This window comes from Quadrisphaera sp. RL12-1S (assembly GCF_014270065.1).
Taxonomy (GTDB): domain Bacteria; phylum Actinomycetota; class Actinomycetes; order Actinomycetales; family Quadrisphaeraceae; genus Quadrisphaera.
In genome coordinates this window covers 168,501-182,688 of sequence record NZ_JACNME010000001.1, presented here as the reverse complement: position 1 = coordinate 182,688, position 14,188 = coordinate 168,501, and the positions used below count along the sequence as shown (strand labels likewise).

The following is a 14,188-nucleotide window of genomic DNA, read 5'->3' as shown; positions in this document are numbered from 1 at the left end:
GAGCAGCGGGCGCCCGCCCCCTCCACGAGGAGGGGCGGGCGCCCGCTGTCGTCCCGCGGGTCAGCCGCCCGCGGCGGGGCTCTGCAGCGAGGGCAGCAGGCTCTGCAGCCCCTGCTGGTACTCGGCCTGGCACTGCTCGAGGCCGCTGCGGGTGATGGCGCTGGCCGTGCACCGCTGCATGTCGGACATCTGCGGCCACAGGACGAGCATCGCCGCCTGCAGGAGCAGCAGCACGAGCGCCAGGGCCAGGCCCGCGCCCAGGGTCACGAAGGACGGCCAGCGCAGCCGCGCCCGCACCGCGGAGACCAGCGCCACCACCCCGACCACCAGGCCGACCAGCACGAACACCGGGCCGCCGAGGCTCCACGGCAGGGGCAGCGACGTGGTGGCGACCAGGCCGGCGAGCACGCACAGGGAGAAGCGCAGCCCCAGCCGCGCCGTGCGCAGCTGCCCGTCGGGGTCCGGCGGACGCCGGTCGGGGGTGCGGTGGGGGACCGATGGCGGCAGCTGGCGGCGCTGCGCGCGCGGGTCCGGGCGGCCCTGCCCGCCCGGACCGCCGCCGGCTCCGTCGGGACCGCCGTGGCCGCCGGGCACCTCGCCGGTGCCGCGCCGCGACCCCGGGGGCGCGTACGGGTCGCTCATCCCTGGGTGCTCCTGCTCTGCTCGCACTGGCCTCGCCTGCGCGGAACGCCCGCTGCCGGCCTCGCTATGGTCTCCGACCGTGACCTCGCCCAGCACACCCCCCTCGCGCTCGCGCCTGGTGGTGCTGGCCTCCGGCTCCGGCACGCTGCTCCAGGCGCTGCTCGACGCCGCCGCGGCACCGGGCGCCCCGTTCGAGGTGGTGGCCGTCGGCGCCGACTCCGCGCACCGCGCGGCGCCCGCCCTGGCCCGTGCGGAACGGGCCGGCACCGGGAGGTTCGTGGTGGAGGTGCGCGACCACCCCGACCGCGCCGCCTGGGACGCCGCGCTCGCCGCCGAGGTGGCCCGGCACCGTCCCGACCTCGTGGTCAGCGCCGGCTTCATGCGCGTGCTGGGCCCCGCCGTCCTGGAGGCCTTCGGCGGCCGGGTGGTCAACACCCACCCCGCCCTGCTGCCGTCCTTCCCGGGGGCGCACGGCGTCCGGGACGCCCTCGCCCACGGGGTGAAGGTCACCGGCTGCACCGTCCACCTCGTCGACGACGGCGTCGACACCGGCCCGGTGCTGGCCCAGCGCGCCGTCGACGTGCTCGACGACGACGACGAGACCGCGCTCCACGAGCGCATCAAGACCGTCGAGCGGGCGCTGCTCGTCGACGTCGTGACCCGCATGACCACCGGCGGCTGGACCGTCGAGGGAAGGAAGGCCCGGTTCTCGTGACGCAGCAGACCCAGCAGAAGACCAGCTCGACGTCGGAGGACGGCCGCAAGCCCGTCCGCCGCGCCCTCGTCAGCGTCTCCGACAAGTCCGGGCTGGTGGAGCTCGCGCGCGGGCTGCACGAGGCCGGCGTCGACATCGTCTCCACCGGCTCCACCGCCCACAGGGTGGCCGCCGCCGGCATCCCGGTGACACCCGTCGAGCGCATCACCGGCTTCCCCGAGAGCCTCGGCGGCCGCGTCAAGACGCTGCACCCGAGCGTCCACGCCGGCCTGCTCGCCGACGTGCGCGACCCCGACCACCGCCGCCAGCTGGAGGAGCTGGGCATCGAGGCGTTCGAGCTGGTGGTGGTGAACCTCTACCCGTTCGAGCAGACCGTCGCCTCCGGCGCCGGACCCGAGGACTGCGTGGAGCAGATTGACATCGGCGGCCCGGCGATGGTGCGCGCCAGCGCGAAGAACTCCGCGTCGGTGGCCGTGGTCGTCGACCCGGCCGACTACGAGGCCGTGCTGGCCGAGGTGCGCGTCGGCGGCACCACGCTCGCGCAGCGCCGCCGCCTGGCCGGCAAGGCGTTCGCCGCGACCGCCGCCTACGACGTCGCCGTCGCCTCGTGGTGGGCCACCACGCTGGTCACCGAGGAGGGTGGCGAGGGGGCCGACACCACCGCAGCGCCGCAGTTCCCGAGCTTCGTCGGCGCGACCTGGACCCGCTCGCAGGTGCTGCGCTACGGCGAGAACCCCCACCAGAGCGCCGCGGTCTACACCGCCCGCACCGGCGGGCTCGCCGGTGGCGACACCGGCCTGGCGCGCGCCGAGCAGCTGCACGGCAAGGCGATGAGCTACAACAACTACGTCGACGCCGACGCGGCCCGCCGCGCCGCCTCGGACTTCGCCGAGCCCGCCGTGGCGATCATCAAGCACGCCAACCCGTGCGGCGTCGCCGTCGGCGCGGACGTCGCGACCGCTCACGCCGCCGCGCACGCCTGCGACCCCGTCTCCGCCTTCGGCGGCGTCATCGCCACCAACCGTCCCGTGACGCTGGCGATGGCGCAGCAGGTGGCCGAGGTGTTCACCGAGGTGGTCGTCGCCCCCGACTTCGACGACGACGCCCTCGAGGTGCTGCGCGGCCGGAAGAACGTGCGCCTGCTGCGCGCGCCCCTGCCGGCGGCGGGCGTGGCGCGGCCGGAGTTCCGCGCCGTCTCCGGCGGGCTGCTGCTGCAGCAGGCCGACGTGCTCGACGCCGCCGGTGACGACCCGTCGGGCTGGACGCTGGCCACCGGCGAGGCGGCCTCGCCGGAGGTCCTCGCCGACCTCGCGTTCGCGTGGCGGGCCCTGCGCTCGGTGAAGTCCAACGCGATCCTCCTGGCGCGCGGGGGAGCGTCGGTGGGCGTGGGCATGGGGCAGGTCAACCGGGTCGACTCCTGCCGCCTGGCGGTGGAGCGGGCCAACAGCCACGGCGAGGAGCGCGCCCGCGGCGCCGTCGCCGCCTCCGACGCGTTCTTCCCCTTCGCCGACGGCCTGCAGGTGCTGCTCGACGCCGGCGTGCGCGCCGTCGTCCAGCCCGGTGGGTCGGTGCGCGACGACGAGGTCGTCGCCGCGGCGCAGGCCGCCGGCGTGACGATGTACCTCACCGGCGCCCGCCACTTCACGCACTGACCCCCCGGCGGAGCAGGTGCACGGGAAGCCCATGATCACCGTGATCATGGGCTTCCCGTGCACCTCCCACCCGTGATCATGGACCTCCCGAGCAGTGTCAGCGGGCTCCGGGGAGGGCGCGGGGCTCCAGGCGCTCCTCGACGGCGACGGCGCCTCCGTCGTCGTCCTGATCGGTGGACGAGCGGGTGACGGTGTAGGCGCCCTTGCCGCGCACCTCGCTCACCGCCTCGACCAGCTCGGTGCCGCGGTAGACCAGGCCGACGCCGTCGTCGGTGCAGTGCGTGGTGGGCAGCACCCCTTCGGCGACGAGCCGCTGCACGAGGGGGCGCCGCTCGGCCTCGGAGTCGTAGTGGACGCCGTTGCCGTAGGGGAGCAGGGCGAGGCCGTCGGTCACCGGGCGCAGCGCCGGGCCGAAGGAGTCGGTGGTGCCGCCGACGTGCCAGCAGATGGAGCCGGCACTCACCCCGCCGAGCACCACGCCCGCCTGCCAGACCCGGCGGAAGACCTGGTCGAGGCCGTGCGCCCGCCACACCGCGAGCAGGTTGACCACGGAGCCGCCGCCCACCCAGACGACGTCGGCGTCCAGGAGCAGCGCCTCGGGATCGTCGACGCTCGGCATGGTGAAGAGGTTGAGGTGGCGCAGGTCCCAGCCGGCGTTGGCCGCGGCCTCGTCGAGCTCGGCGTTCCACCAGCGCTGGTCGCCGGAGGCGGTGCCGAGGTGCACGAGCTTGGGGCGGCCGGTGGTACCGGACAGCTCGACGGCGTGCTCGACGAGCGGGGCGAAGGCGAAACGGCTGCGCCGACCGGGCTTCATGCCGCCGGATGTGGCGACGATCGTGGGGGCGTCTGCAGGCATGTCGCGCACGGTAGTCGCCGGTGACGCGGTGGGCGCAGCGCCCATGATCATGGACGGGCGGGAGTCAGCAGGTGGCCCTTCTCGACGGCGGCCAGGGCGAGGGTCTTGTAGCCCTCGCGCTCGAACAGCACGGTGATCCGGTCGCCGTCGGTGCTCATGACGACGCCAGGGCCCCAGGCGGCGTGCTCCACGGCGTCGTCCACCCCGTACGAGCCGGCGCCGGACGCGGCGCTGGCGCGCTCGGCGTGGACGGCGGCCGCCGAGCCGGAGGCGCAGGTGTCGCAGTTCCCGCACGGGGCGTCCAGGCGCTCGCCGAAGTACGCCAGGAGGAACTGGCGCCGGCAGCCGGTGGTCTCGGCGTACCCGCGCAGCATCTCCAGTCGGGACCTGTCGGTGCGGCGGCGCTCCTGCGCGGTCTCGACGGCGGCCCTCACGGCGGCGCCGACCGCGGTGCCCTCCTCCGCCCACGCCGCACCGTCGCGCGTGACCCTCACGGCGCCGGCCTGCTCCAGGAGGTTCAGCAGCCCGGTGGTCCGGGTGGCGGTCAGCCCCGCGGCGCCGCGGACGTCGGCCGCCGGCACGGGGGAGCCACCGCCGTCGTGGACCGCGCCGGCCACCTGCGCGAGCGCCTGCTCGTCGGGACCGCCGCCGGCGTGGAAGCGCTGCAGGCCCAGGTCCTCCGGGCGGTAGCACAGCGTGGCCAGGGACGGCTCGCCGTCGCGTCCCGCGCGGCCGACCTCCTGGTAGTAGCTGTCCAGGGAGTCCGTCACCGACGCGTGCAGCACGAAGCGGACGTCGGGCTTGTCGATGCCCATGCCGAACGCCGACGTCGCCACCACCACGTCGAGGTCTCCCTGCGTGAAGGCCTCGTGCACCCAGTGCCGGTCCTCCGCGGACAGGCCCGCGTGGTAGGCCTCCACGTCCAGACCCAGGTGGGACAGGTCGTCGGCGTACGCCTCGGCGTCCTTGCGGGTGGCCACGTACACGATGCCCGGCTTGGCGGCCGTCGCCGCCCGCTCCACCACCACGGCGCGCTTGGCGTCGGCGCCGTCGGTCTCGCGGACCACCTCGAGGAAGATGTTCGGCCTGTCGAAGCCCTGGACCACCACCTCGGGGTCGCGCATGCCGAGGCGGGCCACCACCTCGCGGCGCACCGGCGGTGCGGCGGTGGCGGTCAGCGCGCACACCACCGGCCGGTGCTGCTCGCCGTCGTCGTCGTGGGTGGTGAGCTCGGCGACGACGTCGCCCAGGCGCAGGTACTCCGGCCGGAAGTCGTGGCCCCAGGAGGACACGCAGTGCGCCTCGTCCACCACGAAGAGGCTGGGCCGCAGGGCCCGCAGCCGCTCGCGGACGTCGGTGCGGGCCAGCTGCTCCGGCGCCAGGAAGACGAACTCCGCGTCACCGGTGCCCAGCGCGTCCCACGCCGCGCCGTTCTCGCGGGCCGACTGCGAGGAGTTCACCGCCACCGCGTCGTGCACGCCCGTGCGGGCCAGGGCCTGCACCTGGTCGCGCTGGAGGGCGATGAGCGGGGAGACCACCACGGTCGGCCCCGGCAGCCACAGCGCCGCCAGCTGGTACACCGCCGACTTGCCGCGGCCCGTGGGCATCACGGCCAGCACGTCGCGCCCGGCCAGCAGCGACTCCACGGCCTCGCCCTGCCCGGGGCGCAGCTGCGAGAAGCCGAAGCGCTCCCGAGCGGTCCGCTCCACGTCGGCGCGCGTGGGCCGCCCGTCGCCGGGCTGCTGCTGGGGCCGCTGCTGGGGCTGCTGCCCGGCGGGGGCCGCGGGGCGCGAGGTGGTGCGGGTGGTCACACGCCAGTGCTACCCGCTGCGGTGATCGACACGCCCGCCGTGCGTGCGACGAGCGTCACCACCGCTCGGGCGGCTCACGCGCGGCTAGCCTGAGCGGGTGGAGCCTGCACGGACGGACACCGGTCCGCCCGAGCCACCCCGTCAGCCCGGTCCTGCACCTGGTCCGGACGGCGACGGCGGCGGCGCCCCGCCGGCGGGGTCCGGCGGTGCTGCCGAGGACCGGGCCGCCCCCTCGACCGGGCCGACCGGGCCCGCGCGCTCGCCCTGGCCGCCGCCCGCCGCCCTCGTGTGGGGCTTCGGGGCGGGCCTGCTGGCGGTGCTCGTCGCCGCCGCGGTCGTCTCCTTCTGGCTGGCGGGGCTCATCCTGGCCGCGCTCCTGCTCGTGCTGGGCGTGCTGCACCTCGTGCTGCCCCTCTCGGCGCTCGGCCCCCTCGCCGTGCGCACGCCGTGGGTCGACGCCACCACCTGCTTCGTGCTGGCCGTGGGGGTCGCGGTGCTCGCCGTCGTCGCCCCGCGCGGTCTGCAGGGCTGACCCACCGCGCGAGCGGCCGAGCGCCGGAGCGCTCGAGCCGCGCGTCCGTCCGTGCGGCTCCCGGCCCTGCGGCGCGCCGGGCCGGGAGATTTGACGGGAGCCCGTCCTCCGGGACACGCTGCGCGCACCCATCCAGAGCGGCTGAGAGACCTGGCTCGCTGACGCCGCAGCAACCGACCGACCGAGGGCCCCGAGGGGCCTGCGGGGAGCGGTGCTCCCGCCAGGACCGATGAGGAGTCGAGGAGACCCCGATGAGCACGCCCCTGCCCCACTCCGCGTCCACGCGATCCGAGCTCGCTCCGGTGGAGTTCGCCTACTGGGTGCCCAACGTCTCGGGCGGCCTGGTGGTGTCCAACCTCCCGCAGCGCACGTCCCACGAGCCCGCCTACAACATCGAGACAGCCCGGGCCGCGGAGAAGGCGGGCTTCACGTACGCCCTCTCCCAGGTGCGCTACGCCGCCTCCTACGGCGCGGACGCCCAGCACGAGTCGACGTCCTTCTCCCTGGCGCTGCTGCTGGCCACTGAGAAGCTGAAGGTCATCGCCGCCGTGCACCCCTACTTCTGGCCGCCGGCGGTGCTGGCCAAGTGGGCCGCCACCGCGCAGGCGCTGACGGGTGACCGCCTGTGCCTCAACGTCGTCTCGGGGTGGTTCAAGAAGGAGGCGCTCGACCTGGGCGCCACCTGGCTCGAGCACGACGAGCGCTACGAGCAGTCCGAGGAGTTCATCCAGATCCTCCGCGGCGCCTGGACCACCGACCACTTCGCCTTCCAGGGCAAGCACTTCCAGGTGGGCGACCTCAACTTCCGCCCCCAGCCCGACGTGCTGCCCGAGGTCTTCCAGGGCGGCAACTCCACCGCCGCCCGCCAGATGGCCGGCCGCGTCTCGGACTGGTACTTCATGAACGGCAACACCCCCGAGGGCGTCGCCGAGCAGGTCGCCCAGGTGGGCGGGTACGCCGCCGAGAACGGCCGCACCATCAAGTTCGGGCTCAACGCCTTCGCCGTGGTCCGCGAGACCGAGGCCGAGGCCGTCGAGGTGCTCGACGCGATCATCGCCAACGCCGACGCCGACAAGGTCAACGACTTCGGCAACGCCGTCAAGGAGGCCGGCCAGGCGTCCAAGGACGGCAAGGGCATGTGGGCCGACAGTGAGTTCAAGGACCTCGTCCAGTACAACGACGGGTTCCGCACCGGCCTCATCGGCACCCCCGAGCAGGTCGCGCGCCGCGTGCTGGCGTTCCGCCTCATCGGCGTCGACCTCGTGCTGCTCGGCTTCCTCCACGTCAAGGAGGAGATCGAGGCGTTCGGTGAGACGGTCATCCCGCGGGTGCGCGAGCTCGAGGCCGAGCTGGCCGCTCTTCCCGAGGGCACCGACCCGGTCGCGCACCTCGGCCTCACCGAGGAGCTGGCCTCCGCGATCGAGGTCCTCGGGCGCCCGGGCGCCGTCGTCCCCGTCTGACCCGCATGATGGAGCCCGGCCGGTGCAGCAGCACCGGCCGGGCTCCTGCGCGTCCACGGCTGCGGCGACGAGAGGCCAGCGACCAGGGGGGTTGAGCGATCGGCGGCGTGCTCGAGGGGTTCGCCGTGGTGGCGGCCGTGGTGCTCGTCGGCTGGGTGCTGGGGCGCCGCGGCACCCTCGGCGGCGACGCGCAGCGGGTGCTGGCGCGGCTGGTCTACGCCGTGGGGACGCCCGCGCTGCTGGTGCGCACGCTGTCGACCACCGACGTCACCGCCGTCCTCGGCCGACCGCTCGTGGTCACCGCCGCCGCGGCGCTGGCCTGCGCGACGGTCTCCCTCCTGCTCTCGCGGCTGCGGCGGCGCACCGTGGAGGAGGGCGTCGTCGCGGCCTTCTCGGCCAGCTACGTCAACGCGGTGAACCTGGGCCTGCCGATCGCCGTCTTCGTGCTCGGGAACGGCGCGATCGTCGCTCCGGCGCTGCTGTTCCAGATCGTCGTCCTGGCGCCGCTGGGGGTGGGGGTGCTCGACGCGCGGCGCCACCGCGCCGAGCGCTCCTCCTCCGCCGCTGACCAGGACGACGACGGCGGCGGCCTGTGGGCGCGCACCCTGCTGCGCCTGGCGCGCAACCCGCTGCTGCTCGGAGCGGCCGTCGGGCTGGTGCTCGGGCTGCTCCGGGTCCCGCCGCCGGAGCCGCTGTCGTCGGCGCTCGACCTGCTGGCCGGCACGGCCGTGCCGTGCGCGCTGCTGGCCTTCGGCATCTCCCTGTCCGCGGGGCCCGGACCGCGGTGGGCCGACCCCGACGCCTGGACGGCGGTGGCCCTCAAGCTGGCCCTGTCGCCGCTGGTCGCGTGGCTCGTGGGTGGCCCCCTGCTGGGCCTGCGCGGCGACGCCCTGCTCGCGGTGGTGCTGGTGGCGGCGCTCCCGACGGCGCAGAACGTGTTCGTCTACGCCACGCGCTTCGGGGCCGCCGAGCGCCTGGCCCGTGACAGCGTGCTCATCAGCACGCTCATGAGCGTGCCCGCCCTCGCCGCGGTGGTGCTGCTCCTCGGCTGACGGCGCCCGGTCCGGGACGGGGCCGGCGTCAGCCGCAGGTGGACCGCTGCACCCGCTCGTTGAGGAGCCGCCGCGCCAGGGGAGCGGCACCGGCCGCCCAGAGGCGCTCGTGGTCCACCAGGGAGCTCCACAGGGCCCGCGTGGCGATGCCCAGCTGCTGGAGGGCGCCGACGCCCGCGGTCTGGGCGAGCAGGGCGCTGGCGCCCGGGTCCACCCCGCCGACCAGCTCCAGCACGCGGTCCGCCGACCGCATCGACGCGGAGAGCAGCTCCGCGCCCGTCCCGCCGTCCGCTGCGGCAAGCACCGGCGCGATGACGTCCCGCTGGCGGCCGACCTGCTCGCGCACCGCGGAGGCGGCGGCTGCCAGGTGCAGGCCGAGCGCCCGCGCTCGCACCCCGGAGGCGAGCTCGCCGGAGACGGCCACGCGCACGGACATGACGTCGACCGCCTGTGCCAGCAGCGCCAGCTCGTCCAGGAGCGGGCGCGGCTGCGGCTGCGCACGGCGCGGCGCTGGCACGGGGCCCGATCCGGAGGACGTCATGGGAGGAGCATGCACGCCGACGCCGACAGTCCGCTGGGATCGCGCCCAGATCGTGATCGAGAGTCATCCACGAGGGAGTCCGCACGCCCGTGACCTGCGACGACGCAGGTCACGGACGTGCGGGGCGAATCCGGTCAGACCTGAGTCAGACCTGAGTCAGACCGGCAGGTGCCGGGCCCACCACCGCTGCAGGTGCTCGAAGCGGGCCGTGCGGTGGCTCGGACGGCCAGACCGGGTCAGCTCGTGCCCCTCACCGGGGAAGAGCAGCAGCTCGGACTCCACCCCCTGGCGCCGCAGCGCCGTCCACCACCGCTGCCCCTGCTCCACCGGGCAGCGCCAGTCCTGCTCGGAGTGGATGACGAGCGTGGGCGTGCGGACCGAGGAGACGTGCGTGAGCGGTGACTGCTCACGCATGGCCTCCTCCGAACCGTGCAGCTGGTCGGGGAAGTACCAGCCGATGTCGGCCGACCCCACGAAGCTCGTCGCGTCGAGGTAGCCGCGCTCGACGACGGCGGCGGCGAACCGCTGCGTGCGCGTGGTGAGCAGCGCCGTCATGTAGCCGCCGTAGCTGCCGCCCATGATCCCCACCCGCTCGCGGTCCAGGGGGAGGGACGCGTCGCCGAGCACGCCGTCCAGGAGCGCCTCGACGTCGTCGGCGTCCACCGAGCCCAGCGCGCCCAGCACGGCCTCGCCGTGCGCCAGGCCGTACCCGGCCGACCCCCGCGGGTTGCCCATCACCACGGCGTACCCGGCGCCCGCGGCCACCTGCGCCTCGTCGAACAGCCCCCACCCGTACTGGGCGTGCGGACCGCCGTGGACCATCAGCAGCACCGGGTGCGGCCCGGCGCCGTAGCGCGTTTCGTCGGGCAGCACCACCCACCCGTGCACCGGGTGTCCGTCGCCGCTGGGGTGCTCGACCTCCAGCAGCGGGCGCAGGCGCCCCGTGGCGCGCAGCGGACCCCCGACGTCGGTCAGCGGCAGCGGCTCCCCGCCCTGGGAGTCCTGGGCGTCCTCGGCGCCCCCGGGACCGACCCGGACCAGCTCGCCGCGGCTCGCCTGGTCGGCCACCACCGCCACGAGCCCGGTCCCGTCGGGCGTGCTGGCCGCCGCGGTCACCTGCAGCGGGCCGCCCAGCAGCACCTCCCGGGCGCCGTCCGGACGAACGCGCAGCAGCCGCAGCGCCCCGCGGTGGCGCTCGGCCACCAGCGCGCCCGCGGCGTCGACCAGCAGGAACCCGGCGGGGTCGCCGAGGTCGACGTCCGGCGGGGTGAGCCGCAGCGCCCTCCCGGCGCCCGCCGGGACCGCGCTGCCGGGCCCGCCCGGGTCGGCGTCGGGGACCAGGACGGCGGTGAACAGCGACTCCGGCTGCGCCACGGCGCCGAGCCCGCGCTCGTCCAGCTCCGTCGCGAGCAGCCACAGCCGCCGGCCGTCGGGGTCGGGGGCCACCTGGCTGACGGCGAGGTCACCGCCGACCACCGGGTCGAGCTGGCTCTGGCGGTGCGCGGTCGCCTCCACCCGGTGCACGCCGCGGCGCAGGTCGTGCCCGGCGGAGCCGTGGCGCGCCGAGACGACGAGCAGCGCCAGCCCGTCCGCCGTCCACGCGACGCCGGTGTCGTCGGCGTCGCCGTCGGTGACCTGTCGCGGGGCGGGCCGGTCGGGCGCGGCGACGCGCTGGCCGGCGTCCAGCGCCGCCCGGTCCACGTCCAGCACGAACGCGTGCTGGCGGCGGTCGAGCGTGAAGCCCACGCCGTCGACGCGGTGCGCCGGAGCGGTGATGAGGCGCGGCGGCTCGGCGTCGGGACCGCGCAGGTGCGCGGGACCGGTGGACGTGCCGTAGCGGCCCGGCTCCGGCACCCGCGCGCTGAAGGCGAGCGCGGCGCCGCTGGGGGACCACACGGGCGCGCCAGCGCCCAGCGGCAGCTGCTCGGCGGTGGTCAGGGCCACCGGTTCACCACCGGCCAGCTCCACCAGGTGCAGCTGCGGTCGCCCACCGGGCTCCGCCCGCAGGAACGCCACCCAGCGGCCGTCGGGGCTGAGCGCGGGGGCCGTGTCGCGGTGGCCGCGGGTGAGGCGGTGCGGGGGAGCGGTGCCGTCGGTGGCGACCCTCCACAGGTCACCGGCCTCCTCGTCAGTGGCGAGGTCCGGGGCGGTGACCGACACGACGGCGGTGAGCCCGTCCGGGGTGAGCGAGGGGCTATAGCAGCCCGCGAGCAGGGGCAGGTCTGAGGGGAGCATCGGCCTCGACGCTACGCCCGGGACGCGGCCGGGGCCCCGTGGCGGTCAGGCGCCGCCGGCGAAGCCGTGCTGTCGCCACGCCTCGTGGACGACGACGGCGACGGCGTTGGACGCGTTCAGCGAGCGCCGCTGCGCCAGCATCGGGATGCGCAGCCGGTCCGTGACGCGCGGGTCGGCCAGGACCCGCTCGGGCAGGCCCACCGACTCCCGGCCGAACAGCAGCGCGTCGCCCTCGGCGTAGGCGACGTCCGTGTACCAGCGCGTGGCCGAGGACGTCAGCGCGAACGCCCGCCGCGAGCCCAGCTCGGCCAGCGCCCCCCAGAGCGCCTCGACGTCGTCGTGCACGGTGGTGCGGGCGAGGTCGTGGTAGTCGAGCCCGGCGCGCCGGAGCTTGGAGTCCTCCAGGTCGAAGCCCAGCGGGCGCACCAGGTGGAGGTGGGCGCCGGTGGTGGCCGACAGCCGGATGGCGGCGCCGGCGTTGCCGGGGATCTCCGGCTCGACGAGGACGACGTGGAACACGTGCCCAGTCTGCCGTCCGCCCCTGCCGCGAGCGTGAGGCCGGCGGACCCCCGAGCCCCGTCCGGGCCGCTCCCGAGCGGCTCCCGGGACCCGTTTCCTGGAGACCGGAGCCCTGTCCGACAGGGCTCCGGTCTCCGGGAGGGCCGTCCCCCGGCCGGTGCTGGGCGAGGCACCGGCGGACTACCGCCCGCACCCCGCCCCGCCGCCTGGTCGTCCACAGGACCCCGGGCCGCCGCGAGCGGGGGTGCCCGGGCTGCGGGCAGGCTCCCGCTGTGCCTGGTGAGGAGCAGACCGACGTCGACGGCGAGCCGGAGGCCGCCGAGGACGAGGGGTGGACCGACGAGCTCGACCACGACGAGTGGACCGACGAGGAGCTGGGCTTCGCGGCGGACGAGCCCGTCGCCGTCCTCGTGCCGCGGCCTCCTCGGCGCCTGCGGCAGCAGCGGCGCGGGCTCCTCCCCGGTGGCCTGCGCGCCGAGCGCGCCTGGTGGACCCCCGACGGGCGGGTGTCCTGGCCCTGGAGCGCCGGGCACGACCGGCCTCCGGCCGACGCCCGCCAGGACGGGTGGCACGAGCAGCTGCCCGGCTGGCGGCCGCGGCGTCGGGGTGAGCCGGAGCGCTCCAGGACGGCGCACGAGGAGTCGCTGAGGATCCACCGGCGACCGGGAGGGCAGCCGCTGGAGCGGTTCGACGGCCGGGACGGCGGTGACCGCGGCGCATCCCCTCGCGTGTCCTCCAGGATGCCCGTCTGGCTGCACGAGCGCCTCGTCGACGAGGCGCGGCGTCGCGGGAGGACCCCGTCGGACGTGGTCCGCGAGGCGGTCGAGGAGCACCTGCGACGTGCTGCGCGATGAGACCTGGGTAGGTTCGGGGGGAAGGCTCCAGGTACCGGCTGCTCCGACGGAGGACAGGGACGCGCATGGCGAAGATCAAGGTCGAGGGCAAGGTCGTCGAGCTCGACGGCGACGAGATGACGCGGATCATCTGGCAGTTCATCAAGGACCGCCTGATCCACCCCTACCTCGACGTCGACCTCGAGTACTACGACCTCGGCATCGAGCACCGCGACGCCACCGACGACCAGGTGACGATCGACTCCGCCAACGCCATCAAGAAGCACGGCGTCGGCGTCAAGTGCGCCACCATCACGCCCGACGAGGCGCGGGTGGAGGAGTTCGGCCTCAAGAAGATGTGGCGCTCCCCGAACGGGACCATCCGCAACATCCTCGGCGGCGTGATCTTCCGCGAGCCGATCATCATCAGCAACATCCCGCGGCTCGTCCCGGGGTGGACCAAGCCGATCATCGTGGGCCGCCACGCCTTCGGCGACCAGTACCGCGCCACCGACTTCACGTTCCCCTCCGCGGGCACGCTGACGGTGACGTTCACCCCGTCCGACGGCTCCCAGCCGATCGAGCACGAGGTCTTCCAGGCCCCCGGTGCCGGCGTGAGCCTGTCGATGTACAACCTCGACAGCTCCATCCGCGACTTCGCGCGCGCGTCGATGAACTACGGCCTGGCCCGGAACTACCCGGTGTACCTGTCGACGAAGAACACGATCCTCAAGGCCTACGACGGCCGGTTCAAGGACATCTTCGCCGAGGTCTTCGAGACCGAGTTCAAGGACCAGTTCGAGAAGGCGGGCATCACCTACGAGCACCGCCTCATCGACGACATGGTCGCCTCCGCCCTGAAGTGGGAGGGCGGCTACGTCTGGGCCACCAAGAACTACGACGGCGACGTCCAGTCCGACACCGTCGCGCAGGGCTTCGGCTCCCTCGGCCTCATGACCTCCGTCCTGGCCACGCCGGACGGGCGCACGGTGGAGGCCGAGGCCGCGCACGGCACGGTGACGCGCCACTACCGCCAGCACCAGGCGGGCAAGCCGACGTCCACCAACCCGATCGCCTCGATCTACGCGTGGACCCGCGGGCTGGACCACCGCGGCAAGCTCGACGGCACCCCCGCGGTGCGCGAGTTCGCCGAGAAGCTCGAGCAGGTCGTCATCTCCACCGTCGAGAGCGGCAAGATGACCAAGGACCTCGCGCTGCTGGTGGGCCCGGAGCAGCCGTTCCAGACCACCGAGGAGTTCCTCGCCACGCTGGACGAGAACCTCGCGAAGGCCCTCGCCTGACCTGAGGCCGGAGCTCTCCGCAGCACGGCGACCACCGGC

At 75.2% G+C, this 14,188-nt stretch carries 13 protein-coding genes; 7 read left to right on the top strand and 6 right to left on the bottom strand.

Translation table 11 applies throughout. From position 1 onward, the window contains the following. Nucleotides 1-60: 60 nt before the first annotated feature. A complete protein-coding gene (locus H7K62_RS21815) occupies nt 61-642 on the bottom strand; it encodes a hypothetical protein (RefSeq protein ID WP_186715495.1) in 582 nt (193 codons plus the stop codon). A gap of 79 nt (nt 643-721) precedes the next feature. On the opposite strand from H7K62_RS21815, the gene purN reads away from it, so the two are divergent. Next, the gene (gene purN, locus H7K62_RS21810) at nt 722-1,357 is read left to right on the top strand and encodes a phosphoribosylglycinamide formyltransferase (RefSeq protein WP_370591541.1); all 636 of its coding nucleotides are present in this window, start codon (nt 722-724) and stop codon (nt 1,355-1,357) included. Continuing rightward, entirely contained in the window at nt 1,354-3,009 is a 1,656-nt protein-coding gene (purH, locus tag H7K62_RS00755) for a bifunctional phosphoribosylaminoimidazolecarboxamide formyltransferase/IMP cyclohydrolase (RefSeq protein WP_370591540.1), read from the top strand. The genes purN and purH overlap by 4 nt, the downstream gene beginning before the upstream one ends. Before the next feature lie 97 nt (nt 3,010-3,106). Here purH and H7K62_RS00750 read toward each other — a convergent pair whose 3' ends face one another. Together H7K62_RS00750 and H7K62_RS23405 are read right to left on the bottom strand one after the other, a co-directional pair. Next, nucleotides 3,107-3,865, bottom strand: coding sequence for a Type 1 glutamine amidotransferase-like domain-containing protein (locus H7K62_RS00750; RefSeq protein WP_186715491.1), 759 nt, complete (start codon nt 3,863-3,865; stop codon nt 3,107-3,109). Between the two features lie 47 nt (nt 3,866-3,912). Next, on the bottom strand, nt 3,913-5,676 hold the full coding sequence (locus H7K62_RS23405) for a RecQ family ATP-dependent DNA helicase (RefSeq protein WP_370591539.1): 1,764 nt from the start codon (nt 5,674-5,676) through the stop codon (nt 3,913-3,915). 97 nt (nt 5,677-5,773) lie between these two features. On the opposite strand from H7K62_RS23405, the gene H7K62_RS23400 reads away from it, so the two are divergent. The 3 genes from H7K62_RS23400 (at nt 5,774) to H7K62_RS23395 (ending at nt 8,720) form a co-directional block, all read left to right on the top strand. Continuing rightward, nucleotides 5,774-6,208, top strand: coding sequence for a DUF3017 domain-containing protein (locus H7K62_RS23400; RefSeq protein WP_222436851.1), 435 nt, complete (start codon nt 5,774-5,776; stop codon nt 6,206-6,208). 251 nt (nt 6,209-6,459) lie between these two features. Further along, nucleotides 6,460-7,668: a dimethylsulfone monooxygenase SfnG gene (gene sfnG, locus H7K62_RS00735; protein ID WP_186715489.1), complete on the top strand. Its 1,209-nt coding sequence runs from the start codon at nt 6,460-6,462 to the stop codon at nt 7,666-7,668. Nucleotides 7,669-7,775: 107 nt separating this feature from the next. Further along, nucleotides 7,776-8,720, top strand: a complete 945-nt coding sequence (locus tag H7K62_RS23395) for an AEC family transporter (RefSeq protein ID WP_186715487.1) — start codon at nt 7,776-7,778, stop codon at nt 8,718-8,720. Nucleotides 8,721-8,748: 28 nt separating this feature from the next. Here the strand turns inward: H7K62_RS23395 and H7K62_RS00725 are convergent, their stop codons facing one another. The 3 genes from H7K62_RS00725 to H7K62_RS00715 form a co-directional block, all read right to left on the bottom strand. Continuing rightward, nucleotides 8,749-9,261: a hypothetical protein gene (locus H7K62_RS00725; protein WP_186715485.1), complete on the bottom strand. Its 513-nt coding sequence runs from the start codon at nt 9,259-9,261 to the stop codon at nt 8,749-8,751. 156 nt (nt 9,262-9,417) lie between these two features. Further along, nucleotides 9,418-11,496 (bottom strand): alpha/beta hydrolase family protein, encoded by a 2,079-nt coding sequence (locus H7K62_RS00720; protein ID WP_186715483.1) that lies wholly within the window; start codon nt 11,494-11,496, stop codon nt 9,418-9,420. A 45-nt stretch (nt 11,497-11,541) separates the two neighbouring features. After that, on the bottom strand, nt 11,542-12,015 hold the full coding sequence (locus tag H7K62_RS00715) for a tRNA (cytidine(34)-2'-O)-methyltransferase (RefSeq protein WP_186715481.1): 474 nt from the start codon (nt 12,013-12,015) through the stop codon (nt 11,542-11,544). Between the two features lie 272 nt (nt 12,016-12,287). On the opposite strand from H7K62_RS00715, the gene H7K62_RS00710 reads away from it, so the two are divergent. Both H7K62_RS00710 and H7K62_RS00705 read left to right on the top strand, forming a co-directional pair. Then, nucleotides 12,288-12,869 carry a hypothetical protein gene (locus H7K62_RS00710; RefSeq protein ID WP_186715479.1) on the top strand — a complete coding sequence of 194 codons (582 nt, stop codon included), beginning with the start codon at nt 12,288-12,290 and terminating at the stop codon, nt 12,867-12,869. A gap of 65 nt (nt 12,870-12,934) precedes the next feature. Continuing rightward, nucleotides 12,935-14,149: an NADP-dependent isocitrate dehydrogenase gene (locus H7K62_RS00705; RefSeq protein WP_186715477.1), complete on the top strand. Its 1,215-nt coding sequence runs from the start codon at nt 12,935-12,937 to the stop codon at nt 14,147-14,149. Nucleotides 14,150-14,188: the final 39 nt, after the last annotated feature.